Source organism: Sulfurospirillum arsenophilum NBRC 109478 (genome assembly GCF_000813345.1).
Classification (GTDB): Bacteria; Campylobacterota; Campylobacteria; order Campylobacterales; family Sulfurospirillaceae; genus Sulfurospirillum; species Sulfurospirillum arsenophilum.
The window spans coordinates 608265-633827 of the sequence record NZ_BBQF01000002.1; the positions used below are offsets into that span (position 1 = coordinate 608265).

Annotated in this window: 26 protein-coding genes and 1 tRNA gene; 10 read left to right on the forward strand and 17 right to left on the reverse strand. The window is 40.1% G+C overall.

Going from position 1 to position 25563, the window contains the following annotated elements; translation table 11 throughout:
* Window positions 1-2: 2 nt before the first annotated feature.
* Genes purE through SAR02S_RS07390 form a run of 3 tightly spaced genes read right to left on the reverse strand, consistent with a single transcriptional unit; the run spans window position 3 to window position 2504 of the window.
* Window positions 3-497, reverse strand: a complete 495-nt coding sequence (gene purE, locus SAR02S_RS07380) for a 5-(carboxyamino)imidazole ribonucleotide mutase (protein WP_041958277.1) — start codon at window positions 495-497, stop codon at window positions 3-5.
* Between the two features lie 3 nt (window positions 498-500).
* Window positions 501-1766 (reverse strand): peptidase U32 family protein, encoded by a 1266-nt coding sequence (locus tag SAR02S_RS07385; RefSeq protein ID WP_041958279.1) that lies wholly within the window; start codon window positions 1764-1766, stop codon window positions 501-503.
* Window positions 1767-2504, reverse strand: a complete 738-nt coding sequence (locus SAR02S_RS07390) for a chemotaxis protein (RefSeq protein WP_041958281.1) — start codon at window positions 2502-2504, stop codon at window positions 1767-1769.
* Between the two features lie 91 nt (window positions 2505-2595).
* Here SAR02S_RS07390 and SAR02S_RS07395 point away from each other — a divergent pair, with 91 nt between their 5' ends.
* Both SAR02S_RS07395 and glnA read left to right on the forward strand, forming a co-directional pair.
* Window positions 2596-3375, forward strand: coding sequence for a histidinol-phosphatase (locus SAR02S_RS07395; protein ID WP_041958283.1), 780 nt, complete (start codon window positions 2596-2598; stop codon window positions 3373-3375).
* Between the two features lie 71 nt (window positions 3376-3446).
* On the forward strand, window positions 3447-4877 hold the full coding sequence (gene glnA / locus SAR02S_RS07400; RefSeq protein ID WP_041958285.1) for a type I glutamate--ammonia ligase: 1431 nt from the start codon (window positions 3447-3449) through the stop codon (window positions 4875-4877).
* 204 nt (window positions 4878-5081) lie between these two features.
* Here glnA and SAR02S_RS07405 read toward each other — a convergent pair whose 3' ends face one another.
* The 7 genes from SAR02S_RS07405 to SAR02S_RS07435 form a co-directional block, all read right to left on the reverse strand.
* A complete protein-coding gene (locus tag SAR02S_RS07405) occupies window positions 5082-7007 on the reverse strand; it encodes a transglycosylase domain-containing protein (RefSeq protein ID WP_041958287.1) in 1926 nt (641 codons plus the stop codon).
* Window positions 7004-7699 carry an ATP-binding cassette domain-containing protein gene (locus tag SAR02S_RS07410; RefSeq protein ID WP_041958289.1) on the reverse strand — a complete coding sequence of 232 codons (696 nt, stop codon included), beginning with the start codon at window positions 7697-7699 and terminating at the stop codon, window positions 7004-7006. The genes SAR02S_RS07405 and SAR02S_RS07410 overlap by 4 nt, the downstream gene beginning before the upstream one ends.
* A complete protein-coding gene (locus SAR02S_RS07415) occupies window positions 7696-8787 on the reverse strand; it encodes an aminotransferase class I/II-fold pyridoxal phosphate-dependent enzyme (protein ID WP_041958291.1) in 1092 nt (363 codons plus the stop codon). Before SAR02S_RS07415 ends, SAR02S_RS07410 begins: the two co-directional genes overlap by 4 nt.
* Before the next feature lie 2 nt (window positions 8788-8789).
* Entirely contained in the window at window positions 8790-9344 is a 555-nt protein-coding gene (maf, locus tag SAR02S_RS07420; RefSeq protein ID WP_041958293.1) for a septum formation inhibitor Maf, read from the reverse strand.
* Between the two features lies 1 nt (window position 9345).
* Window positions 9346-9843 (reverse strand): hypothetical protein, encoded by a 498-nt coding sequence (locus tag SAR02S_RS07425; protein ID WP_041958295.1) that lies wholly within the window; start codon window positions 9841-9843, stop codon window positions 9346-9348.
* 3 nt (window positions 9844-9846) lie between these two features.
* A complete protein-coding gene (alaS, locus tag SAR02S_RS07430) occupies window positions 9847-12393 on the reverse strand; it encodes an alanine--tRNA ligase (RefSeq protein ID WP_041958297.1) in 2547 nt (848 codons plus the stop codon).
* A 96-nt stretch (window positions 12394-12489) separates the two neighbouring features.
* Complete coding sequence (locus tag SAR02S_RS07435; RefSeq protein ID WP_041958299.1) at window positions 12490-14442, reverse strand: glycoside hydrolase family 17 protein; 1953 nt, start codon at window positions 14440-14442, stop codon at window positions 12490-12492.
* A 182-nt stretch (window positions 14443-14624) separates the two neighbouring features.
* Between SAR02S_RS07435 and SAR02S_RS07440 the strand changes: the two genes are divergently transcribed.
* Together SAR02S_RS07440 and SAR02S_RS13505 are read left to right on the forward strand one after the other, a co-directional pair.
* Window positions 14625-15185, forward strand: a complete 561-nt coding sequence (locus tag SAR02S_RS07440; protein WP_041958301.1) for a hypothetical protein — start codon at window positions 14625-14627, stop codon at window positions 15183-15185.
* A 67-nt stretch (window positions 15186-15252) separates the two neighbouring features.
* Entirely contained in the window at window positions 15253-15417 is a 165-nt protein-coding gene (locus SAR02S_RS13505) for a hypothetical protein (protein WP_198133093.1), read from the forward strand.
* Here the strand turns inward: SAR02S_RS13505 and SAR02S_RS07445 are convergent.
* Window positions 15414-15893 carry an Lcl C-terminal domain-containing protein gene (locus SAR02S_RS07445; RefSeq protein WP_052433562.1) on the reverse strand — a complete coding sequence of 160 codons (480 nt, stop codon included), beginning with the start codon at window positions 15891-15893 and terminating at the stop codon, window positions 15414-15416. The genes SAR02S_RS13505 and SAR02S_RS07445 overlap by 4 nt on opposite strands.
* Window positions 15890-16576: an SDR family oxidoreductase gene (locus SAR02S_RS07450; RefSeq protein WP_041958303.1), complete on the reverse strand. Its 687-nt coding sequence runs from the start codon at window positions 16574-16576 to the stop codon at window positions 15890-15892. The genes SAR02S_RS07445 and SAR02S_RS07450 overlap by 4 nt, the downstream gene beginning before the upstream one ends.
* 104 nt (window positions 16577-16680) lie before the next feature.
* On the opposite strand from SAR02S_RS07450, the gene SAR02S_RS07455 reads away from it, so the two are divergent.
* From SAR02S_RS07455 to hemH, 3 genes are read left to right on the forward strand one after another with little or no spacing between them, the layout of a single operon-like run.
* The gene (locus SAR02S_RS07455) at window positions 16681-17772 is read left to right on the forward strand and encodes a DegT/DnrJ/EryC1/StrS family aminotransferase (RefSeq protein ID WP_041958305.1); all 1092 of its coding nucleotides are present in this window, start codon (window positions 16681-16683) and stop codon (window positions 17770-17772) included.
* Between the two features lie 3 nt (window positions 17773-17775).
* Entirely contained in the window at window positions 17776-18675 is a 900-nt protein-coding gene (locus tag SAR02S_RS07460; protein WP_041958307.1) for a Gfo/Idh/MocA family protein, read from the forward strand.
* Entirely contained in the window at window positions 18676-19617 is a 942-nt protein-coding gene (hemH, locus tag SAR02S_RS07465; RefSeq protein ID WP_041958309.1) for a ferrochelatase, read from the forward strand.
* On the opposite strand, the gene SAR02S_RS07470 is transcribed toward hemH, so the two are convergent.
* The 4 genes from SAR02S_RS07470 to flgB are packed head-to-tail and all read right to left on the reverse strand — an operon-like array spanning window position 19611 to window position 22648.
* Window positions 19611-21395 carry a peptidoglycan D,D-transpeptidase FtsI family protein gene (locus SAR02S_RS07470; protein WP_041958311.1) on the reverse strand — a complete coding sequence of 595 codons (1785 nt, stop codon included), beginning with the start codon at window positions 21393-21395 and terminating at the stop codon, window positions 19611-19613. The genes hemH and SAR02S_RS07470 overlap by 7 nt on opposite strands.
* 12 nt (window positions 21396-21407) lie before the next feature.
* Window positions 21408-21704, reverse strand: a complete 297-nt coding sequence (fliE, locus tag SAR02S_RS07475; RefSeq protein ID WP_041958313.1) for a flagellar hook-basal body complex protein FliE — start codon at window positions 21702-21704, stop codon at window positions 21408-21410.
* 5 nt (window positions 21705-21709) lie between these two features.
* Window positions 21710-22204: a flagellar basal body rod protein FlgC gene (gene flgC / locus SAR02S_RS07480; RefSeq protein WP_041958315.1), complete on the reverse strand. Its 495-nt coding sequence runs from the start codon at window positions 22202-22204 to the stop codon at window positions 21710-21712.
* 9 nt (window positions 22205-22213) lie between these two features.
* Window positions 22214-22648 (reverse strand): flagellar basal body rod protein FlgB, encoded by a 435-nt coding sequence (flgB, locus tag SAR02S_RS07485; RefSeq protein WP_041958317.1) that lies wholly within the window; start codon window positions 22646-22648, stop codon window positions 22214-22216.
* 121 nt (window positions 22649-22769) lie between these two features.
* Between flgB and SAR02S_RS07490 the strand changes: the two genes are divergently transcribed.
* The 3 genes from SAR02S_RS07490 to SAR02S_RS07500 are packed head-to-tail and all read left to right on the forward strand — an operon-like array spanning window position 22770 to window position 25416.
* Window positions 22770-23930, forward strand: coding sequence for an FtsW/RodA/SpoVE family cell cycle protein (locus SAR02S_RS07490; RefSeq protein ID WP_041958319.1), 1161 nt, complete (start codon window positions 22770-22772; stop codon window positions 23928-23930).
* Window positions 23927-24964: an undecaprenyldiphospho-muramoylpentapeptide beta-N-acetylglucosaminyltransferase gene (gene murG / locus SAR02S_RS07495; RefSeq protein ID WP_041958321.1), complete on the forward strand. Its 1038-nt coding sequence runs from the start codon at window positions 23927-23929 to the stop codon at window positions 24962-24964. The genes SAR02S_RS07490 and murG overlap by 4 nt, the downstream gene beginning before the upstream one ends.
* Window positions 24958-25416, forward strand: coding sequence for a GNAT family N-acetyltransferase (locus SAR02S_RS07500; RefSeq protein ID WP_041958323.1), 459 nt, complete (start codon window positions 24958-24960; stop codon window positions 25414-25416). Before murG ends, SAR02S_RS07500 begins: the two co-directional genes overlap by 7 nt.
* A 6-nt stretch (window positions 25417-25422) precedes the next feature.
* Here SAR02S_RS07500 and SAR02S_RS07505 read toward each other — a convergent pair.
* Window positions 25423-25499 (reverse strand) — tRNA-Arg (locus SAR02S_RS07505).
* Window positions 25500-25563: the final 64 nt, after the last annotated feature.

Consider the following 25563-nt stretch of genomic DNA (forward strand, 5'->3'; position numbering starts at 1 on the left):
TTTTAGAGGATTACTTCAATACCCATTGAGTCTGTTTCGACTTTTTTTGCTTTTAAAATACGATCTTCTTTTAATTTAGCTGCTAACTCTTCATCTTCAATCGCTAAAATTTGCATTGCTAAATACGCACTGTTCACAGCTCCTGCAGAGCCAATAGCTACAGTACCAACAGGCATACCTCCTGGCATTTGAACGGTGCTTAAAAGTGCGTCCATGCCTTCCATAACGCCACCTTTCATTGGAACACCAATAACAGGCTTAGTGGTAAGAGAAGCTACAACGCCTGCTAAATGTGCTGCCATGCCCGCTGCTGCGATAAATACTTTAGCCCCTTTTGCTTCAGCGTTTTTTACATACTGATGCGTTCTCTCAGGACTTCTGTGTGCAGATGAGACGATGATTTCATGCATAACACCAAATTTTTCTAACGTCTTTGCGCACTCTTCCATGACCGTATAATCACTTTTACTTCCCATTAAAATAGAAACAAACTTCACGCTTTATCCTTTTGTTTTTGCTCTTAAAAATGTAAAACCAGGTAACGTTGTCGGTAAAACAATGGCATTGGTATTGCCACTATGAATCTCATCAAATTGTTTGCCATTAGGTGTTCGGAGTTGTTTAAAACAGACTTGCCAAGAATCTTCGTCTTTGAAAATAGTACCGATTTCATTATCCACAGGAGCAATACTCACATGCGCCGGCATAATCAATTCATAGTTTACATGTAAAGACAAAACATCTTTACAAAGGCACTCTGTTCCATCCTCACTAACTTGTGCGATCACTTGATGTGTGCCTTCGCTAATAGAGTGAGCTAAGTTTTGGGTATCGTTCTTCTCATAAGGGCGATTGACCAAATAGCCTTCGCTAAAGCCTCTGTTTTTCGTGGTATCAAGCTCTTTGGTATATTTTTCAGCATCAAATTGATTTGCATAATAATCAACAATAGCTTGGCGATAAGTCTTTGTTGTAATGCCTACATAATAAGAACTCTTCGTTCGTCCCTCAATTTTCAATGAGTCAATCACGCCAGAATCGAGGATTTCTTTCACATGTGAACTCAAATTCAAATCTTTCGCATTCATAATGTGCGTACCCTCTTCGCTCTCTTCGACACGAAAAAGCGTTCCACTCTCTTCATTGTGAGCGTAAAGGGTGTATGGGAAACGGCAGTCATTTGCACAACTACCACGGTTTGAAACACGTCCGCTTTGAACAGAACTGATTAAACAGCGACCACTGTAAGCAAAACACATCGATCCGTGAACAAAGACTTCAAGCTCAAGCTCTGGAAGGCGAGCTTTGATCTGTTCAAGATCTTTAAGGCTTACTTCACGCGCCGCAATAATGCGCTTCACACCCATATCATAATAAACTTCAGCATCAAGGTAGTTAAGAACATTGGCTTGCGTGGAGAGATGCACAGGGATATGCGGAGCAATCTTTTGTGCCAATTTAATAACCCCAGGTGCAGCTACAATAAGCGCATCAGGGTTCATCGCAGCAACACGTTCAATATGTTTTTCTAAAAGTGAAATTTGTGCATTAAAAGGAAAACCATTGATGGTAACATAGAGCTTTTTGTCCATCGCATGGGTGTACTTAATAGCTTCTTCAAAACTCTCATACGTAAACTCTTTGCCTGAACGTATGCGAAGTGAGAAGTGACTCACCCCTGCATACACAGCATCAGCGCCATAAGCCAGCGCTATCTTTAACTTTTCAAAATTTCCAGCAGGAGAAAGCAATTCGACGTTTGACACCTATTTCTTTCCTAAACTAGCGATTAACGCTTCAATATCCTCACTGCTGACAACATCTTCCGTTGTCATATCGCCATGAATATGAACAGCTGAACTTACACGTTTTGAGTCATCTTTAGAGCCTTCAAACAGTGCGCTCATGTATTTAGAAAGGGCACGCATAACATTGATAACACGCTCAATTTTTTGGCGGTGAATATCTTGGTACTGCATAATATCCATCGTCATCATGATCTCGTCTTCTGCCATTTGCGCATTCATTAAAAGATCTTCAACGCGGTCTTTCATCCCTTTATTGTCATCGAGTGCTTTTTGGAACTGATCAATTTTAGGAAATTTTGTTACCAACGTCTCAAAAAGAACGATATTAGACTCAATGAGTTTAATAACCTCTTTTGCATTTTCCTCTGCACTCATCATAAAATTATTAACAATTTCAAGCTTATCAAACACTTGGGAGGCTTTGATTTCAGAATCTTTGGTCACATCGTCCAGTTGGTGAACCATTTTGTGGTCATCTGTTGGTGGTGGCGGTGGCCAAGACATTGTAGATGATGGTCTATATTCATTCATCATTTGGGTAGCGGCTTTATCTTGTTCTATCTCTAATGCATCGCTATCCATAAGCTCTTCTTCTTCAACAGCAGCACTTTCTTCAAGTGCAATCTCTGTTGGCGCGACCTCGTCCATATCGTCTAAATCGCCCGCCATCAAAGCGTCAAGTTCTTCTTGCGTCATAAGCTTTCTCCTCAAATCGACAAATTATGGTCTATTATAGTGAACTTTTTATATAATTTAACTTTAAGACCCTGATACAAGGAAGCCTATCATGATCATTGATTTACATAACCATACCACTTTGTGTAACCATGCAGAGGGAAGTATTGAAGAGTATGTGCAAACGGCCATAGAGAAAAAAATAGATGTTTTTGGATTTTCCGATCATGCACCCATGAACTTTGATGAAGCTTATCGTATGAGCTTTTCACAGATGGAAAATTACGAAAAAGATATTTTACATGTAAAAGAAAAATACAAAGATCAGATCAATATTTTACTCGCGTATGAAGTCGACTTTTTAGAGGGTTACGTTGATGAACAAGTGCTGAAGCGTCCTGTTGATTATTTTATAGGCTCAGTCCATTACCTCGGTTCATGGGGCTTTGATAATCCCGAATTTATCGGTGAATATCGCACGAAAAATATTGATGAAGTCTGGGAGCGTTATTTTGAAGCAATTATGTATCTTGCAAAAAGTGGACACTTTGATATTGTAGGCCATTTAGACCTGATTAAAGTCTTTAATTATCTCCCTAAAAAAGACGTTAGGCTCATTGCACAAGACGCCATTAAAGCCATCAAAAAAGCCAATATGTCCATTGAACTTAACGCTGCAGGTTTTCGTAAACCTGTAGGAGAGCAGTACCCAAGCAATCCATTAATGGAGCTTATTGCGGAGCATGACATTCCCATTACGTTTGGCTCTGATGCACATGCGCTTAGCCATATTGGCTACCAGCAAGAAGCACTTAGGGAGATTGCAAAAGCGTATGGGTATAAAAAATGTGCAACTTTTGAAAGTAGAGATCGAATATTGGTTAATTTTTAATCAATGACTGCAACCTTATTTTCAGTTCAATCTGATAAAATTACTAAAATTTAAACTATAGGAGTTACAACATGGGTAAGTTCGTAAACAGTGTTGAAGAGTTTTTCAAATTCACTACTGAAAATGAAGTTGAATTTGTCGATTTTCGTTTCACTGACATGAAAGGAACATGGCATCACCTTACATATACTATTGAAGCTATTAGTGCAGAATCTTTTGCAAATGGTATTCCTTTTGATGGCTCATCTATCGATGCGTGGCAACCAATCAATAAATCTGACATGCTTTTAAAACCAGAAGCTGAGACAGCATTTTTAGATCCTTTTACAGCTGATTCAACCGTTGTTGTATTCTGTGATGTTTTCGATATTTATAAAGGTGATCTATATGAAAAATGCCCAAGAAGTATCGCTAAAAAAACATTAGCATACCTTGCAAAAACAGGTCTTGGTGATGTTGCATACTTTGGACCAGAAAATGAATTTTTCGTATTTGACGATGTAAAAATCAGAGATGATATTAACTGTTCTTACTATGAAGTAGATTCAGAAGAAGGTGCTTGGAATAGTGGTAAAGATTATGTAGATGGTTACAATACAGGTCACCGTCCAGGTACAAAAGGTGGTTACTTCCCAGTTCAACCAATCGATTCTATGGTAGATTTACGTGCAGAAATGGTACAAACATTGAAACAAGTTGGTCTTGAAGTATTCGTTGTTCACCACGAAGTTGCTCAAGCACAAGGCGAAATCGGCGTTAAATTTGGAACACTCATTGAAGCAGCTGATAACGTTCAAAAATACAAATATGTTGTTAAAATGGTAGCACACCTTAACGGTAAAACGGCTACATTTATGCCTAAACCACTTTACGGTGATAATGGTAGCGGTATGCACGTTCACCAATCAATCTGGAAAAATGGTAAAAACCTATTCTTTAAAGCTGGCGAATATGCGAACCTTAGCGACATGGCAAGATGGTACATCGGTGGTATCTTAAAACACGCAAGAAGTGTTGCTGCGTTCACAAACCCATCAACCAACTCATACAAACGTTTGATTCCAGGATTTGAAGCACCTTCAATTCTTACTTACTCTATGCAAAACCGTTCTGCATCATGCCGTATTCCTTACGGTGCTGGTGAAAAATCAGTTCGTGTTGAGATGCGTTTCCCAGATTCAACTTCATGCCCATACCTTGCATTTGCTTCTATGCTTCTTGCAGGAATTGACGGTATCAATACTAAAACTGAGCCTGTTGGTCCAATGGATGAAGACTTGTTTGAACTTTCACTGGATGAGATTAGAGAGAAAGGTATTAACCAAATGCCACACACGCTAAGAGGATCACTTGAAGCGCTCATTCGTGACAATGAATACCTAAGCCCAGTTATGACAAAAGAGTTTATCGATACATACCAACACTACAAATTTGAAACTCAAGTTTGGCCAGATGAAGCTAGACCAACAGCATTTGAATTTAAAACAATGTTCTCTTGCTAGTCGTTTAAAGATGTTTCAGGGAGTGGGGAGTTTTTTAACTTCTCACTCCCTTTTTTTATTTCTATACGCTTTCCAAGCTAAGCTTGAAAAGCTACGTTGCACTAGGCGCTAAAGCTTGCCTCTACGAGGCAGAATTAAATCTTTCGTTCTCATTATTTCTCAATACTTAAACAGCTTGCTCTTGTGAAGCAAACTGTTTACCCTCTAAAATATTAATCCACCATCTTCTTTAAGTTGCTTTGTATTTGTTTTTGGGAATGGAGACACATCGGTGAAAAACTCTGTTGTTCCATCAATTTTTCGAGAACCTACACCTTCTGGCATTTTAAATTCACGTGTTGTTTCAGGGTGAAGTTCTACATACTTTGTCATAAAATACTTAAAGGCAGGTGCGGCGGACTTACCACCTGTTTCACCTTTTTTAAGAGGTGTATTGTTGTCATTTCCATACCATGTGATCACTTCAATATCAGGAGAAAAACCACAGAACCAGACATCAACACTGCTGTTAGTTGTTCCTGTTTTTCCTGCAATTTCAATGCCTGGCACTTGCGCGTTTCTACCCGTACCACGCTTAACCACTTCTTTCATCATATCGAGCATTAAATAACTCTGTTTAGGTGAAGTAATCGTCTGTCTTTTCGCCTCATACACTTTTTCAACACCTTGACGATTAATCACTTTTCTTACCAATAATGATTCTGTTCTGACACCGTAATTAGGGAACATTGAGTAAAAACTACTGTATTCTAAGGGTGAAATACCAAAACTTCCAAGAGCAATGGAAAGGTCCATTGTAAGGCTTTTAAACCCGTCTTTTTTGAGCTCTTTATAAACAGTATCAAGCCCTAAAAGTGATAAAAGATTGATGGTTGCAAGGTTACGTGAATGCACCAATGCTTCTTTGAGTGTAATTAAACCCTCAAAATCATTTTCATAGTTCTTCGGTGTCCACGTCTCATCCGTTTCACTGTTGACATACGTTCGCGAAATATCAGGAATTTCAGAAAGCGGTGAATAACCCCAATCGAGTGCTTTTTGATACAAGAAAGGTTTAAAACTAGAGCCTGGTTGACGTTTACTTTGCGTTGCTCTGTTAAAACTGCTCTTCGAATAATCAACACCACCGACAAGGGCTAAAACGTTCCCTGTACCATTTTCCATAACGACCATAGCGCCATTGAGTTCAGTTGCATTAATGTCTTTGCCAAGGCGAGAGGTCATCCCTTTGTAACCAACATTTAACGACTCATGTGCAAGCTGTTGAAGTTTAAGATCAATACTGAGGTAAATTTTATAACCACCCTTTTTAATATCATCATACTCCGCACCTAAACTTTTAATAGCTTCATCCACCACATAAGGCGCACGGTTGCGTGTAAGCGTCTCATCATAGACCATTGGATGCTCTAGGGTTGCTTTGGTGTACTCAGTCTCGCTAATCCAGCCAAGGGTATAGAGACGATTCACGACTTGGTTAGCTCTGCTTAAAGAGAGGTCCATATGTTTAGTAGGATCATACGAACTAGGTGCTTTTGGAAGACCTACAAGTATCGCAATCTCTTTGATGGTGAGCGCATCCAATGACTTGTTAAAATAGCCCTGTGCTGCCGTTTTAATACCATAATAGCCGTGACCAAAATAGACATGGTTAAAGTATCGCTCTAAAATCTGCTCTTTGGTGAGAGATGATTCAATCGTATAGGCTAAGATGGCTTCATTGATTTTACGTGTCAACGTTTTTTGACGTGTTAAAACGGTATTTTTGATAAGTTGCTGCGTGATGGTACTGGCACCTTCAACCATTTTCATGGCATGAATATCTTTAATAAGCGCTCTAAAAATAGCTTCAATATTGATACCATTGTGCTCAAAAAAGGAAGTATCTTCCGTAGCAACCAACGCTTCGACCACACGCGCAGGAATATCTTTAAACTCTACGTAAAGTCTATTCTCATCATCAAAAAGATTGGCAACCAATTCACCATTTCTATCGTAAATTTGTGTGGTTAATTTGGGTGTATACTCGATAATTTTGTAAGCATCAAAGCGAATTTGTGCGTATAAAAAGATAATTGCCATCAATACCGCAAATCCAAGCATCGCTAAAATAGTCATAATATATTTCACGTTCTAAAACTCCTTTGTCTAAATCCAGACTCCAATAACTGCTTCGTATAAGCCTCTTTTGGGTCATGTAAAATGTTTTTGGTTAAACCACGCTCGACAATTTTTCCGTTTTTAATAATCCCCACTTCGTCGCATAAATGCTCAATGGTTCCAATATCGTGTGTTACAAATAACAGGTCAAATCCACACTCTTTTTGTAAGGTGTAAATCAGCTCCAAAACCGTTGTTTTGCTCTCTTCATCCAGTGCCGTTGTCGGCTCATCCAATAAAAGTAACTGTGGCTCAATGCTCAATGCCATCGCAATGATAAGCCGTTGCAACTGTCCACCACTGAGTTCTGAGGGGAAACGCTCTAGAAAATCTACATCCAACTCTACCATACGCAAATATTTTTCTGCTTGTTCACGAGGAGCCATAAACTGCTTTTCAATCTTCGTCAGTGGAGAAAGTGCTGTAAAAGGATTTTGCGGCACAAATGCAATGCTCTGCCCACGCGTAAGCGCATAAGAGGCATCGTACTCTAACAAAGAGTCCAATTCTTGTGGCAACATCCCTAAAAGTGCTTTAAGCGTCAAGCTTTTTCCACTACCACTCTCACCAATCAGTGCAAACGACCTCTCAAAAGAAAACTGCACATCCAACAATGTTTTCGCTTTACTTTTAATCAGAAGTTGTTTACATGTAAAGCTCAAAAGCTCCCCTTTTGGATAAGAGAGCACAACGCTTCTAACGACTCAACGCTCTCTCCCAGCCTTGGGATAAGGCGCAAAATAGGCTTTGGAACTGTTGGTGGACGAATAGCACCCACTAAAAATCCCTCTTCGATCAAACGCTGCTGAACAGTGAGAGCATCTACACCTTCACTCAAAGGGTACGAACAAATCAACCCTTCGATTTTTAAACCTAACATGGTTTGCACAACTGCTTGACGCGCTTCTATCTCAGCTTTTAATGAAACTCTATTTTTTAAAATATACAACAACCCTTGGTATCCCAAAGCAATGTCAAATAGAGATGGCGCCGTCGTATAGATGATGGCTTTGGCACGGTTTTGTAAAAACTCAGCAATGTGCTTACTGCACAAAATGTATGCACCATAACTTCCCAGTGCTTTTCCAAGTGTGCCCATTTTGATATGGTTAGCTTTAGGCGTAATGCCAAACAAATCAAACACGCCTCTCATGTTTTCACCCACAACGCCTGCACTGTGTGCTTCATCGACAATCAAAAGTGCATTGTAGCGATCGGCAACTTCAAAAATATCGCGGTTTAAAAGATCCCCGCTCATTGAGTAAATGCCTTCAACGGCAATAATAATGCGGTTGTGATTGTGCGTATTAATCAAGCTTTCAAGATGATTGGCATCATTGTGTTTAAAAAGTACAACTTCGGCATCCACGGTTTTAGACGCTACCATGCCACTGGCATGATACTCTTCATCCAAAATCAAAAGATCTTTTTTACGTGGCAATGCTTCAATGAGTGAAAAATTGGCTAAAAAACCACTACCACACACAAGAGCCGCTTCAAAACCATTATGGCGTATCAAAAATTCTTCAAACTCTTGATGAATAGGATGATAACCATTGACTAAGATGGAAGCTTTAGGCGCATGGGTTTTATACATGGAAACTTGTGCAACAGCACGCTCGAAAAGGGCGTGATTTTGCGCAAAGCCTAGATAATCATTGGAGCTAAAATCAGCTAAATGCTCATCGTAAAGCTTACGGCTTCGGTAGCGATTGGATTTGGTGATGGCTTGAAGTTCGTTTTGGTACATGGTTACTGAGGTAAAAAAGGCAAAAGCTTCTCAACGCTTAGCCCCATGGCGGTACTCTCTAACCCAACCACTTCTTTGATGTAGGATTTACAAAATCCCTCCACCATACATGCACCTGCTTTTCCACGCCAATCATCACCTTCCAAATAAGCATCTAACGCTTTAGCATCGAAAGGCAAAAAGAGATAATCGGTGCTTGAGAGATCAATCAGTTCAATCGTTTTGGATTTGTAGATCATGCAGCTAAGAATGCTGACTTTATTGCCACTTTGCGCTTTTAAAATGCGCCTTGCATCAGCTTTATCTTTGGCTTTGCGTAAAATCTCTCCATTGGCAGTAACAACCGTGTCGGCACACAAAACAGGCATTTCCAAGTCATACTTTTCAAGATAACTTTGCATTTTCCCTTTGGTCGCATGATAAACAAAATGCGCAGGATCAGAAATCTGTAATTGCTCTTCATCAAATCCTGCATCTCTTTGGATAAAAGGAACTCCAAATTTAGTAAGAAGTTCTGCCCTCGTAATGGAAGATGAACCTAAAACAATCGTTTGCATTTTAATAGCCTCGTAAAATCACGCCAAAATAGACTGAAATGATTGAGAGAAGCAGATTGAGAGGGATGAGATATTTGACCATTAAGATCACATTCTCCTCCACCTCAATGTAATTCTCTTCCGCAAGCCCTTTTTTGGCTCTAAGATATTTAAAATACATGTAAATAAAGTTAAACGCTATAAAGGTCCAAAGTGCTTCTTTGGTATGAACCATCACATACGTGGTAGGGTTGCCACTTCGAAATCCCAGTCCAATGTGCATAAACACCGATGTGACGACAATAACAATCATAACAGGCACTAAAAACAAAATGTAGCGGCGCATCATGTTAATGCAACTACTAAACTTGATTTTTTCATCTGCAATAGCTTCCTCAACAGGCTGAATCACAAAACGCATCACAAACATACTGCCGATCAGTAATGCCGAGCTGATGATATGTAAAAAAACAATGATTCTGCTAAAGTCACCAAATATTTCTATGAAAAAATCGCGCATCATTTAACCTTGAAGAACAGATTTAGCATACGCAAGGGCTGCAGATTTAGCTTCTTCGATTTTAGAAGCATCTTTTCCTCCTGCTTGGGCGAAATCATCTCGACCACCACCGCCGCCACCAACGATTGGTGCGATCTCTTTGATCCAAGCACCGGCTTTAATGGAAGCATTTTTAACACCCGCTGCTATCAAAACTTTGTCATCTTTGACTTGAAGTAACAGTACCGCAACCGACTCTTTTTCATTTTTAAGATCATCAATACGCGCCTTAATATCTCCAGCGCCCAACACGTCAACGATGAGTTCAACGCCGTTTACATGTAAAGATTCCACTGACTTTCCAGCGTGAGCATTTAAAGATTCTACTTCGGTTTTTAGGGTTTTGATCTCTTCTTTTAAACGGTTAATGCCAATAAGTGGTTCTTTGTGTTTAACACTCTCTTTGATCGCTTCAATCTCAGATCTAAGACCTTGTGCATAGAAAAGTGCTGCACCACCACAAATCGCTTCGATACGACGTACTCCAGCACTCACACCACTCTCTTTTTGGATAAAGAAGCTACCGATGTTTGCAGTATTGCTGACGTGAGTTCCACCGCAAAGTTCAACGCTCGCATCGCCAAAGCTCACCACACGAACTTCATTGCCATACTTTTCGCCAAAGAGCGCCATCGCGCCGCTGTTTTTAGCTTCTTCAACATTCATAAGTTGTGTTTGTCCCGCGACGCCACTGACGATGACACTATTCACAAACGCTTCAATTTTGGTGATCTCTTCAAAACTCAACGCTTTTGGATGCGAGAAGTCAAAACGAAGTCTGTCTTTTTCGACCAAACTTCCAGCTTGACTTACATGCTCACCCAAAATCTTGCGAAGTGCGCTGTGAAGCAAGTGCGTTGCGCTGTGATGTCTTTCGATCTCTAAGCGTGAAAGATCAACACTCAGGTTCACCTCATCGTTTACATGTAAAGGTTTTTCAAGCTCAACAAGGGAAAGGTTAAGGTCAAAAAATTTCTTCGTATCAAGTACTTTTCCATACCCTTCAATGACACCCTCATCGCCACTTTGTCCACCACTCATTGCATAAAATGGCGTGGTTTCAAACATGACCCAACCATTCTCTTCCAAGCTTTGAACCTCTTTGAAGTTTTCATCTAAGAGTGCTAAAACTTTTGTTTTGGCTTCTTTTTGGGTATAACCGACAAAAGTATTGAGACCAAATTTTTCAAGAAGTGGTTTAAACTCACCTTGGGTTGCTTTATCACCACTGCCTTTCCATGAAGCTTTTGAACGCGCTTTTTGCTCCGCCATCAAAGCCTCAAACTCAGCTTCGTTAACGCTCAAACCTTTTTCTCTGAGCATATCAGCTGTCAAGTCAAGAGGAAAGCCATAGGTATCGTAAAGTTTAAACGCTACTTCACCGCTGAACATTGTTTTGGTATTTGGAAGCTCTTTTTCAAACAGCTCAAGTCCTGAAGCGATGGTCGCAAAGAAACTCTCTTCTTCGTTTCTGATTTGCTCAGCAATGACCTCTTTTTTTGCAACAAGGTAAGGATATTGTTTGCCCATAAGTTCACACAACGTGTCTAAAAGTTTGTACATAAAGGGAGCGCGCATTCCTAGCAAATAACCATGTCTAACTGCACGTCTCAAAATGCGTCTTAGAACATAACCACGACCTACGCGACCAAAGGTTGTTCCTTGTGCCACAAGAAAGGAAACAGCGCGAATGTGGTCTGCAATAACACGATAACTCGCACCCGTTTTATACGCATAAGGTTTACCGCAAAGCTCTGCTACTTTGTCGGTTAAAGGGATAAATAATGAACAGTCATAGTTACTAAACACGCCCTCTTTAACCGCAGTCACACGCTCTAAACCCATACCTGTGTCGATGGAAGGTTTTGGAAGTGGATGAAGCACACCCGCTTTATCTCTTTCGTACTGCATGAAAACAAGGTTCCAGATCTCTAAGAAGCGATCACCATCGCCGCCCATGTAGTCTTCGGGCGTATTAAAGTTTTCAGCCCCTTGATCGATGAAGATTTCGCTACACGGTCCACAAGGGCCTGTGTCGCCCATTTGCCAAAAGTTGTCTTTATCGCCAAAACGCATAATGCGACTGGCATCAATGTGTTTTTTCCAAATCGCTTCAGCTTCGTCATCGCTCTCATGAACCGTTACCCAAAGTTTTTCTTTAGGAAGTTTAAGCACTTCTGTGACAAATTCCCACGCATGTGAGATGGCATCTTCTTTAAAGTAATCGCCAAAAGAGAAGTTTCCAAGCATTTCAAAAAAGGTGTGGTGGCGCGCTGTGTAGCCGACATTATCTAGGTCATTGTGTTTACCACCAGCACGGATGCATGTTTGACAGGTTGTCGCACGTGGAGGATTCGGACGAGGAACTTCGCCTGTAAAAACACTCTTAAAAGGAACCATGCCTGCATTGGTAAACAGAAGCGTCGCGTCATCTGGTACAAGGGGAGAACTCTCGATAATCTTGTGACCTTTTTGTTCAAAAAACTTTAAAAACTCAGCTCTTACGTCCATACTATTGTCCTATTTTGTTATGAAAAATTCATCTATTTTAGCTAAAAAACCTAAAGGGTATTATTAAACACCTTGAAAACACTACTGAAGAGGCAACTACAGTGTGCATTTATCATTTAAACGATACCCAACAATCCACCAACCCAGCACCACGATAATAGCACCTAAAAAGCCATTGAACGTGAGAAGACAAAAAAGCCCCATAATGATCGCAATCATACCTAACACATAGCTTCCAGAGAGCACACTAAAGATGGCAACCACAATGCCCGAAAGCCCTACATAATTGAGATAAACCACTTTGCCAAGAAGCGCTCTAAATTGACATATAGGAAGCAGAGGATCGGCAGCGCACACTTCTATCCACGACTCATTGACAAAAACACCTTCTTTCATGGCTATCAAAAGCAGAGCACTCACAATTAAAATCAAAAAAGATTTTGTAATGCCACACAGCTTGGAAGGAGAAAGCCACAACGTTGAGCCAAAAACCAGCACTAAAACAACCCAATTCAGCGCAAAATCATTACGTGCACTCTCATGCAGTAAAACCGCTAACGCACAAATGAAAAGCGTTAAACCACTGACTTTTTCCATCAAGCCATTCAGCTCTTTGCGCTCTGTGGAAAAGTAAATGACCGCATAAGAAGTGGCGATGATACCCAGCGTTCCAACCTCAAAGTTAAGGTACCTTCCAGCAAACGCTAACGAAAGCGCCATGACAAGCACCACACTGACACTCAGCAGATGCAAGGCATCTTCCCAAAATGTTTCACCTTTAGGTTCACTGAGCGTTATAACACCCATAAATCGCTCCATTGAACCTCGCATTTCTATCTCTTCGTCGATCAGAAAACGAACCAATTTAAGCCACAATACAAACGCAATGGTAAGGCACAAGATCGCCCATGCGTATTCTAAGTTGTTGCGCGAAACGATCCAATAGGCATTGGCTTGCCATGTGAGCGTCACGGAGCCACCAAAGAGGGTTGCAAACCAATACGGTGCTTTTTTACACGAACACGTCGGTATACCCCACAGCCAGATAAGCCCGACTAAGCTTAAAACAAAACTGGCGATAAAAAGCCAAAGAGCATTGGGGAAGTTAGAGACAAACCCATGCAAGATGTGCTTATCGGCACGATCTGCATCAAACAGACCCCAAAAACCACCCACAGCACCTTCGCTCATGCGCTTCCACGGTTGATCAAACGCTTCGATAAAGTTATACTTCCAGCCACCCTCTTCTGCCATTTTGACAAAACCGCGCGTGAAGATAGCTTGATTGACTGCGCTTGGGTATGCACCTTCTCGCATACGCCCTTCACTCGGCCAACCCGTCTCACCGATGACGATTTCTTTGTCAGGAATTTTTTGCTTCATTAACTCACGAATATTCTTTACATGTAAAAGCGCTTTGTCCACACTGATGGGCTTGTCTTCCCAGTACGGCAAGATGTGAATGGTGACGCGATCCACCACAGGAGCGATCTCGGGATGCTTATTCCAAAACTCCCACACATCCGCATAGGTTATAACCATATCGGGAAGGGCTTGTTTCACCTCTTGGATGTAACCCACTAATTGGGAAGCACTCACATCGTTTCGTAAAAGTGCTTCATTACCCACCACAACGGTTTCGATGATGTCTTTGTTCTCTTTGGCTAAACGAATCGTTGTGTCGATCTCTTTTTGTGTGAGTTTTGCATCACTGCTCACCCAAGCACCCAACCACAATTTCAGCCCATGTTTACGAGCAATCTCTGGTAACTCTTCCAACCCAACGCTCGAATACGAGCGAATACAACTCGTAATCGTCGCCAAATGCGCCAAGTCTTTGTCCATCTGCTCGGTTGAAGGGCGAAACCCTTTGGCAATGTTCATCGGCGACTCATCTTTGCCAAATGGCGCATACGAGAGGCATTGTAATTTAACGTTTGGATCTAATGTGATAAGACTACTAGAAGGCAATGCCATCCAAAACCAAAAAAGTCCAAGCGACACAAACATCGCAATATAAAAAAGGATCATTTTAAACGTGTGATTCATGCAATTATGCTCCATCATTATTAATTGCGCGATTATACAGAAAATGGGTTTAAGGGTTTACATGTAAAAACATTTTTAAATCTTTTTGATAGATTAAGTATTACTGTTTGGCTACTCTTTTTCTCAAAACCTCACGGAATAGTTCTTGTATAAACCTCTTTATCACACCAAAAGGAAACATCATGTCGATAGTGCAGTTTATCAAAGAGAATAATTTAGCGTGGCAACCTTCCTTCAACGGCGAGATCGGCAATGGACTTGTCGGATACCGAGGCGCTTTGATCGTTGAAGAAGGAAAACAACTCTCCCCTGATCGCATCTTGCCGCCTAAAGTGCAAGCTAAGCAAGTTTTATTGGTTGCGGATGATGTTAAAGTCACTTTTTTTTCTGCTGAATTAGAGAGTATTTTGCATTTTGAAGCCTTTTTTGCGCGCTATAAAGCATTTTTTACCCCTGCAACATTGGTAGTACTTTATGTCACCGATTTGGATAAAAACGGCACATTTGCCTATGAAGGTGTCACCATTCATGCCTACTCATTAGCAGAAAGTTCTGTGTGGAATGAACTACTTGATCTCTCAGGGCTCGATAAAAGTGAGCTCAAAAAGCTCGACAATAAAAAGAAAATAGAAGTGCTTTATGAAGGACTTTTAAAAACAGACTGTATGTCAAAAACGATGAGTTTTGAAGAGATACTCAGCCATAAAGGCGAAAGTTCCAAAAAAATTATGGGAGCTGTGTAACCTCTCTTTTAAAGCACGCTCTGTTTGATTTCATGCTACACTCTTACATGTAAAGAAAGGAGTGAGCATGAAAATCAAAAAACTCTGTTCTCTTAAAAAAGATGACATCGAAAACTATGCAAAAAAGATCGTCAAGATCGTCTCAAAACCAAAATTCATCTGCGAAAAATGCGCTCGTGTAGCCAAAGATGAAAAGCACTTGTGCCATCCAACATCTCTTAAAAAGCTCTAACGCACCAACCGAACAGCACCCAGATACCCTTTCGTATGGGCATCCACACTTCCATCTAAAAAATTAATCGTGTAAAAGAGCGTTGGTAGCACCTCATCGCCCTCAAGGTAAATGGAAGCACTTAGATAATTTGCACCTTCTCCTGTGTCGTGAAGTTTTCCAAACAGTGTGCTATTGATGACAGGTGATTTACAGCGTTCATCGACCAATGTTAAAAGCTCATCTATGCTCGGCACTCGCCAACCATTTCCCAACAAGCGTGCTTGATTCTCGGCTTCTTTGCGTTTGATCAGTTCTATTTCGCCTACACACCCTTTACCTTTTTGCCACTCTTGTCCTAGTGAACATCGACGCCAGATCAAACCACTTTTCTTATCAACCACTTCACCCTCTTTTGCGATCAATGTGCTGGTTTTAAACGAACACTCTGCCATTAAACTCAAAGTTCCTAACAAGAAAAAGAGCAATCGTTTCATGGGTACACCATTTTTTTACTCACACCACCATCGACCACAAAATCACTCCCCGTGATAAATCCATCTTCTCGCTCCAATAAAAAGCTCACCACCTCAGCAACATCGCTTGGCTTACCAATTCTACCACTCGCATGCCATGCCTTTTCTTCTACAGTTGCGACATAACTCTCATCGGTATTGATCCAACCAGGGCTGATGGAATTAACACTCACCTGACCTGAAAGCGAAATAGAAAGCGCATGCGTTAAAGCGACTATGCCACCTTTTGATGCAGAGTAAGGCTCTGTACCCGCCTCTGACATAAATGCTCTTGTGGATGCGATGTTAATAATATGCCCATGATTTAAAAAGGGTGCAAAGGATTGAGACAATAGATAAGGAGCAGTAAGATTGACAGCAATGACTTTTTCCCAGTCTTGCAAACTCTGTTCATTTAAGGATTTATGGATAAAAATACCCGCATTATTGACCAAGCCATACAAGGTATCTATTTCGTTTTTAATCTGGCTGATTGTCTTTTGCACCTCTTGGGTATTGCTAAGATCACACATGTAAAATCGCTCGAAAAAATGATGTGTTGGAACCTCTTTATCGAGGGCAAAAACGCGATACTGTTGACATAGTTTTTCAGCAATCGCTTTGCCGATACCATGCGATGCACCTGTCACTAAAACTGTTTTCATAAATCACCTCCAAAACGCGTATAAAACGATAGCACATCAACACTTTATCCTCGCAAAAGAATGATTGGAGTAAAATACGCGATATTTTAACCAAAGGTGCGACTATGCAAATCCCTTTTATCGACCTCAAAACGCAATATGAAACCTACAAAGAAGAGATAAACAAAGAAGTTTTAGATGTTTTAAGTTCAACTCAGTTTATCATGGGTCCACAAGTGACAAAACTTGAGGAAAATCTAGCAAAATACACAGGTGCAAAATACGCCTATGCGTGTTCAAGCGGAACAGATGCTCTTTTAATCGCGCTTATGGCAATCGATGTGCAACCTGATGATGAGATTATCACCACACCTTTTACGTTCATCGCAACGGCTGAGACTATCGCACTTTTAAAAGCAAAGCCTGTTTTTGTGGACATTGATGAGACGACGTATAACATTGACCCAAAACTCATCGAAGCGAAAATCACGCCAAAAACCAAAGCGATTATGCCCGTTTCACTTTACGGACAAACAGCGGATATGGACGCGATTAACGCCATTGCTAAAAAACACAATTTAGTCGTTATCGAAGATGCATGCCAAAGCTTTGGCGCAGAGTACAAAGGCAAAAAGTCATGTAACCTAAGCACTATTGGTTGTACTAGCTTTTTCCCGTCAAAACCACTTGGATGTTATGGTGATGGTGGTGCCGTTTTCTGCAACGATGATGACCTTGCAGCGAAAATGAAGTCCATTCTGAACCACGGACAAGGCAAACGCTATGAGCACAAATACATCGGTATCAACGGCAGACTTGACGCGCTTCAAGCAGCCATTCTCAATGTTAAAATGAACCATTTTGAAGCAGAATGTAAAAAACGTATTGAAATTGGTGAACGCTACAGCAAACTCTTAGAAAGTGCTGATGTCATTACTCCAAAAGTGATGGGTGATCGTAACTCTATGTACGCACAGTACTCCATTCGTGTAAAAAATCGTGAGAGCTTAATGCAAAAACTTAATGATGCGGGTGTTCCTACAGCGGTTCACTACCCTATTCCACTTCACTTGCAAGAAGCGCTTTCATACCTTGGTTACAAAAAAGGTGATTTCCCACTAAGCGAGCAAGTCGGAACTGAAATTATGAGCCTTCCAATGAGTCCATTTTTAACCACTGAACAACAAGATTTTGTTGTCAACGCAATTAAGGCATAAGTTATGGTAAAAGTAGCACTAATCGGTCTTGGATCTATGGGTCAAAACCACTACAGAGTTTTGAAAAGTTTGCCAGAGTTTCAACTTACAGCATTGTGTGACATCCAGCAAACCAGAGAGTACGATGAGCCTTTTTACACGGACATTGATGAGCTGTTAGAAAAAGCAGACTTTCAAGCCGTTGTTATCGTTGTCCCAACGTTCTTGCACAAAAGCGTTGCACTTAAATGTTTAGCAAAAGGCAAAGATCTTTTTATCGAGAAACCTGTAGCCTCAAACTGCGAAGAAGCAAAAGAGATTTTAGAAGCAGCAGCCAAAGCAAAAGCAAAAGTATGTGTTGGATACATCGAGCGTTTTAACCCTGTTGTTGAAGCACTCAAAAAAGAACTTGAAGGCAAAGAGATCTACAGTATCGGCATCACTCGTGTTGGACCGTTTCCTCCACGTATCGCAGACGTTGGTATCTTAACCGACCTCTCCGTTCACGACATTGATCTTATTCGCTACATCACCGAACATGAAATCGAAAAAGTCTCTATCTACAAATCACAAAAAATTCATAATCACCATGAAGACAACGCTATTTTATCGTTTCAACTCAGCGGTGAGATCGTTGCAAGCATCACGACCAACTGGTTAACGCCATTTCGTAAACGCACCATCGAAGTCGCAACCAAAGAGGGTTACTATGAGGCTGATTTGATGGCGCAAGATTTGACGGAGTACTCAGAATACCAAAAAAATAACTCTTATGTCATCCGTAAAATCATGCTTAAAAAAGAAGAGCCTTTGATTCGCGAACACAAAGCCTTTGCACAGTATATTGAAACAGGTGATCGTCATGGTCTAAGTACCATTGAAGACAGTATGATTACCCTCGACATCTCTTCACGAAAGGCATAAATGGCACAAAAAGCGCTTGTACTTCTCAATATGGGAGGCCCTAACAACCTAGACGAAGTCAAGCTCTTTTTGTCCAATATGTTCAATGACAAAAATATCATCACCGTTAAAAGTGCTCTTTTAAGACGCTTTATCGCGTTGATGATCACCACATCACGAACTAAAAAAGCACAAGCCAATTACGCCAAACTCGGAGGCAAATCGCCGCTGGTTGGCTATACGGAAAAGCTGGTCGAGAAACTCCAACACGCACTTCCTTCTTTACATGTAAATTTTGCGATGCGTTATACTCCGCCATTTTGTGAAGGGGTTATTCGAGAGATTCAAGAGAAAGGGATTGAAGAGGTTATTTTATTGCCACTGTATCCACACTACTCCACCACAACAACCAAATCTTCCGTTGAAGATTTTAAGGATGTTGCAAAAGCGTTGGGATATACGGGGAAAATAAGCGTGATTGATCGTTTTTACGAAGATGAAAACTATAACCAACTTTTGGTCAAAAAGATCAAAGAAGCATTAGGAGAGAATGATCCTTCACAGATGGAGCTCATCTTTTCAGCACACTCACTGCCTCAAAAAATCATTGCAAATGGCGATCCATATGAGAGCGAAATCACGTTACATGTAAAGCACATTGAAAAGCTTTTGGAAGCATCAAATCTTCATTTTAAAGCGATTCACTTAGCCTACCAATCAAAACTTGGACCCGTTAAATGGTTAGAGCCTTCTTTGGAAACTAAACTCATGTCACTGAATAATAAAAATGCGCTCATTGTACCGATCTCGTTTACAATTGATAACTCTGAAACAGAATTTGAGCTAAGCATGGAGTACGCTGAAGTAGCGCATAAACTAGGATTTGAGCGCTATATAGTAGCAAAATGTCCGAACGACGATGAAGCTTTTGTAGCGTGCATTAAACACTTAATCGCTTATTGAGCATTATTTTGAATTTCAGCAGAAGGTGTTAAGTAACCATTATCAACCAGTTTTTCAATAATCTCTTTAAAAACGGGTACCGCACTTTGTGCCGCAAAGTAAGCTTGCTTTTTCTTGGCTTCACGCACTAAAACACCAATTGTATATCTGTTTTTCTTATCGTTAGCAAAACCAAAGAATGAACCGTTATAGACTCTCACATACTCACCATCTTCTGCAATGTGTGCCGTTCCTGTCTTACCACCAACTTCCAGCCCACTCATCTTTGTACCCGTACCAGTTCCTTGTTGAACTACTTTAATTAAAATCTTCTGCATACGCTTTGCCACAGAAGCCGGCACAACTTGAACTTCAGGCGTTTTTTCAGGAAACAGCTCTTGTCCTGTAGGTGAAACGAGCTTTTTAACCAATGTAGGAGCTAAGAGCCTTCCGTTATTATTGAAGGCATTATACGCCTTAATAACCTGCATAAATGTCGCATTCATACCATAACCATAGCCTACCGTCGCTTTATAGATAGGCGAATTAAATCGATTTAAAGATGGAATAACACCCGGATGCTCAAAAGGAAGATCAACACCGCTCCTGACAGAGAAACCAAAATCTTTCAACCCTTGATAAAACTCTATTGCATCTAGTTTTTGAGCGATCTGTGCTGTTCCTACGTTACTGGAATAGACGATAATATCTTCAGCACTGAGTTTATCCGCTTTATGGGTATCTTTGATAACCTTTGTGCCTAGTTTATAACTTCCGCCATACACATTGACAATATCATACGGGTTGATTTTATTGGCTTTTAGAAGTAGCGCAAACGTGATACTTTTCATAACAGAACCTGGCTCATAAATATACTCAATCGCTGAGATATTGAGCGCACCATAATCTTTTTTATCAATACCATCCGGATTAAAACGATTACTGGATGCTAATGTTATAAATTCACCTGTTTCACTGTTCATCACAGCAACAATAATCTCTTTGGCATCAAGACTTTTTTGATACTTATCTAAAACATTTTCAATAATTTTTTGCATTTTCAATGAAATGGTCAAATGCACATCATACCCATCATAACGACGTGATGAGATGCTGTTACCATCTAAAATAATCGCATTGGAAATATCTCGCGCACCAATCACTAAAGAGTCTTGTACGGAAGAGAGTTTATCTTCATAAAAACGCTCTATGCCTTTAACACCTGTGGATTTCGTGATATTGCGTTGCTCCATTTTCTTAACATATCCCAAAATCGGCGTTACCGAATCTCCGGAAGGATAGAGTCTGTATTCACCACTTTCAAGGACACTCATACCATGTAAAAAAGCCACACCTGTTTTAGGATCTTCGTAACTTTTGAAAACACCCAGTTTATAAAGCTTACGTGAAAGTTCTTGGAGGTATTTGGCACTTTTTGAATCAATTTTATACGACAAAACAGTCGTGCCTGTATTGTTATTCAGTGTTGCAGCAACAGCCTTAGGGTCATCGCCACTGTACAAAGAGTAGAGTTTAACAAAAAGATCAAATTTTTTCGGATCGATATTGCGGGTATCAACGATGGCTTTGTAGAGTTTTTGACTCGTCGCGATTTTAAAACCATCTGAACTGATGATATTTCCACGAAGAGCATAATTAACTTCACTGTGCTCTAGTTTGGGTAATCTTCGATCAATGGTCGCCCAATAAAAGAGCGTTCCAAGGAAGATAATAAATCCAATAAGAACCACAACAAATAAAAAGAGGATTTTGATTTTTTTAGCGTCAGATTGTTCCATGTAGGCAAAAAATTAAATTTGTGTCCTAGCAATCTCTTTATAAGCACTGAGCGCTTTATTGCGAATCTCTAGCATCATTTTCATGCTCGTTTCTGCTTTATTGATTGCAATCGCAGCTTGGTGTAAGTCTTTGACTTCGCCCGTTGCAAGATCAGCCATTGCTTTATCACCTTTGACTTGTGAATCGTTAATTTCTTCAATAGAATCTTGTAAAATTTTTGAAAAGCCACCATTTGTGGTATCTGTTTTAGCAACAGACGTATTGGACTTATTGGTTAATGATGAAATGGTATCGATTGTACTTGGCATTTACCTTATCCTTTTAAAATATCTATCGCACTTTGTGCTATGGATTTTGCACTTTGAAATGCGGAAACGTTTGCTTGATAGGCACGTGTCGCCTCAACGAGGTTGGACATTTCAATCACCGGATTGACGTTAGGATATGCGACATAACCCTCTGAATTTGCATCGGGATGGGAAGGCTCATATTTGTATCTAAATTCGCTCTCATCGCGTACCACTTTATCGACAGCTACGCTCATTATAGCAGGATTGGCATTCTGTTGCAAGAATGGGTCATCCAAGGGATTCTCGTACTCTAGCATATTGTTATCGCCAGAAATTTTTGCATTTAAGGTTTTGTTAAAATCAATTGCTTTAAAAACAACATCTTTACGCTGATAAGGGCCGCCTTCACTGGTACGTGTTGTGTTTGCATTAGCGATGTTAGAGCTAATGACATCCATACGAAAACGTTGTGCGGAAAGTCCATAACTGCTGATATCAAAACTACTTAAATATGCCATTGTTTTTCCTTACACTTTAGACGAATATTCGATAACGCTTTTAAAAATAAGACCATTTTTTTGTAATCCAGATGTTAACGCATTAAACATCATCGCATTTTTACCAAGTTCAGATGATTCTACATCTAAATCGACCGTATTTCCATCATTTCGAGCCATTTGTCCGTCTCTGAGATAAATAGTCGACTTAGAACTATCAAAACCGGTTGCACCATTAAGATGAGCTGCATCGGTTTGTGCCATTTCAAGTTTAGTTGAAGCACTGTTCTCGCCGTAAATTTCTTTTTTCTTTGCAATTAAGGCTGATTCAAAATCAATATCACGTGCTTTATAAAAAGGTGTATCAATGTTGGCAATGTTACTTGAGACCAAATCTTGTCGCATTGCTCTAGCATTTAGTCCTGCTTCTAAAAGTTCATTTGATTTAGAGGTCACAAAGCTCATTTTTCGCCTTCTTTCACGAGATATTTTATACAAGCAAATTATATTCCATATCGCTTCATAATTAGGTTTAATCTATTTTAGTGTAAAATGATATAAATCCTAAACTATACAATAAGAAACCATGGAAACAGATAAAATACTTTTTTCACTTAGCACCCTTGCCATCTTTGTAGGCATTGTTTTTTCATTGTCTCTCCCTGTGTTTACAACACTCTTTTTTGACTATTCCGAGTACCATTTTTTTGTTCGACAATTTGCGGTAGGCATGATCAGTATCACCATTATGTGGGGGCTTTCGCAAGTAGATCCTGACAAATTCTTAATCCATATTGGCTTTACAATTTTCCTTAGCTGTCTTCTTTTAATGGGTGTGATGCACTACCTCCCCGAATCACTTGTTACCTCTGCTGGTGGAGCAAAAAGATGGATCAGACTTCCTGGTTTTTCACTTGCCCCTGTTGAGTTTTTTAAGATTGGTTTTGTTTACTTTCTTGCATGGAGTTTTGCTCGAAAACTCAATAACAATAAAAAGACCCTCAAAGAAGAGATGAAGCTCATTCTTCCTTACTTAGCTGTTTTTGTTTTGGTTATCTACTTGATTGCCGTTATGCAAAATGACCTTGGACAAGTTATCGTTTTAGCCTTAACACTTGCGGTCATGGCATTTTTTGCAGGTACAAGTTTACAGCTTTTTATGCTCGCCATTCTAGGTTCAATTTTTGTCTTTTTAATAGCTATTTTTAGCTCAAGTCATCGTATTTTAAGGATTAAAACATGGTGGGCAACCATTCAAAACATGGTTCTCTCACTCTTTCCTGACAAAATTGCGGCTGTTTTAAGAGTCGATGACGCACCAGAACCGTACCAAATCTCACACTCGCTTAATGCCATCAAGCATGGTGGTATTTTTGGTGAAGGCATCGGAAATGGCATGTTTAAATTAGGGTATCTTAGTGAAGTACATACCGACTTTGCTCTTGCTGGCATTGCAGAAGAACTCGGTGCACTGGGTGTTACATGCTTAACACTGGTCATCATCACCATTATTTATCGTATCTTTAAAATCGCCAGTCGCAGCTCCAATAAAGTCTATTATCTCTTCTCACTTGGTATTGGATTACTCATTGTTTTCTCATTTTTGATGAATGCTTATGGTATTACTTCTATCACGCCGATTAAAGGTATTTCTGTTCCATTTATCAGCTATGGAGGTAGCTCCATCTTAGCGCTCTCTGTGGGCATCGGAATGGTGCTCATGATCAGTAAAAAGGCGAAGCTATGATCGCGATTACAGGCGGTGGTACGGGTGGACACCTCGTTATTGCCAAAGCTATTAAAGAAGAACTAAATCGTCGTGGAATTAAACCTATTTACATTGGTTCTACCGCAGGACAAGATAAATCATGGTTTGAACACGATACAGGATTTGAAAAAACCTATTTTCTTAAGAGTCAAGGCGTTGTTAATAAAAAAGGACTCCATAAGCTTCTTACACTCTTCTCTATCTTCCGTTCAGCCTTTACATGTAAAACTCTTTTCAAAAAACATCAGATCAAATATGTTTTTTCCGTAGGAGGCTATTCTGCGGCTCCTGCTTCATTTGGGGCACTCCTATGCGGTATTCCTCTGTACATCCATGAGCAAAATGCTATACAAGGCAAACTCAACACATTACTTAGACCTTTTAGCAAAGCTTTCTTTAGCTCGTACGATGAAAAAGCTATTTACACGAGCTATCCTGTCAGCGAAGCTTTTTTTGCTATTAGACGAGAGCGTATGCACTTAAAAACCATCATCTTTTTGGGTGGAAGTCAAGGAGCTTCTTTTATTAATGCACTCGCACAAAAAATTGCTCCATTGTTGCACCGCGAAGGTATTGCTATTATTCATCAGACAGGTAAAAAAGAGTTTGAGGCAATGAAAAAGTTTTATGATAAAGAAGACATTCCAGCCGATGTCTTTGACTTTTCGAAAGAGATTTCCACCAAACTTGCGTTGGCAGACTTTGCCATTAGTCGCTCAGGTGCGAGTACACTCTGGGAACTTTGTGCAGCAGGCGTACCAGCTCTCTTTATCCCTTTTCCTCACGCTGCGGCTAATCATCAGTATTTTAATGCCAAGATGCTAGCAGATCAAAAGCTAGCCCTTATTCTTCAACAAAGTAGTACCATTGAGCCTATAACTCTTTTAGAGCAGATCAAACAACTTGATCTTAAAAGCATTTCAAACAACTTGGCACACATGATCCAAGAAGGTGGTGCTAGAGAAATTGTCAATACTATATTACAAACCCAAAAGAAGGAGAAACCATGTTAGAAAACCTTATCGTTCGCATTGCAACCAGAGACGATGCGAAAGAGATCGCAACCTTTAACGTACTTTTCGCCAAAGAAACTGTCAATAAAAATGTTCCTCTCGCCCTTACTACAGAAGGGGTTCATCAAGTCTTTTCAAAATTTCATAATGGGTTCTATATTATTGCAACCATTGAAAATGTCATTGTTGGATTAGCGATGATTACCAGAGAGTGGAGTGATTGGAACAATGGTGCATATTATTGTATTCAGAGTATTTTTGTCACGGATCATGAGCATGAAAAAGAGATTCATGATGCACTTTTAGATAAATCAAAAGATCTAGCAAAAGAGCACTATGATGTATGTGGCATCAGACTTTACGTTCATAAAGACGATAAAGCAACACAAAAAGCATATGAAGAGATGGGATTGCAAAAAACAAAATATAGGGTATTTGAAGAGACGTTTTAAACGAAGTGGTGCGCCCGAAGGAATTCGAATCCCTGACCTCCGGTACCGCAAACCGATGCTCTATCCAGCTGAGCTACGAGCGCACATATTTGTTTGAGGTCGGTATTATATCTTAGCTAATATAAATTAAGTATTAAAAAAAGAGCC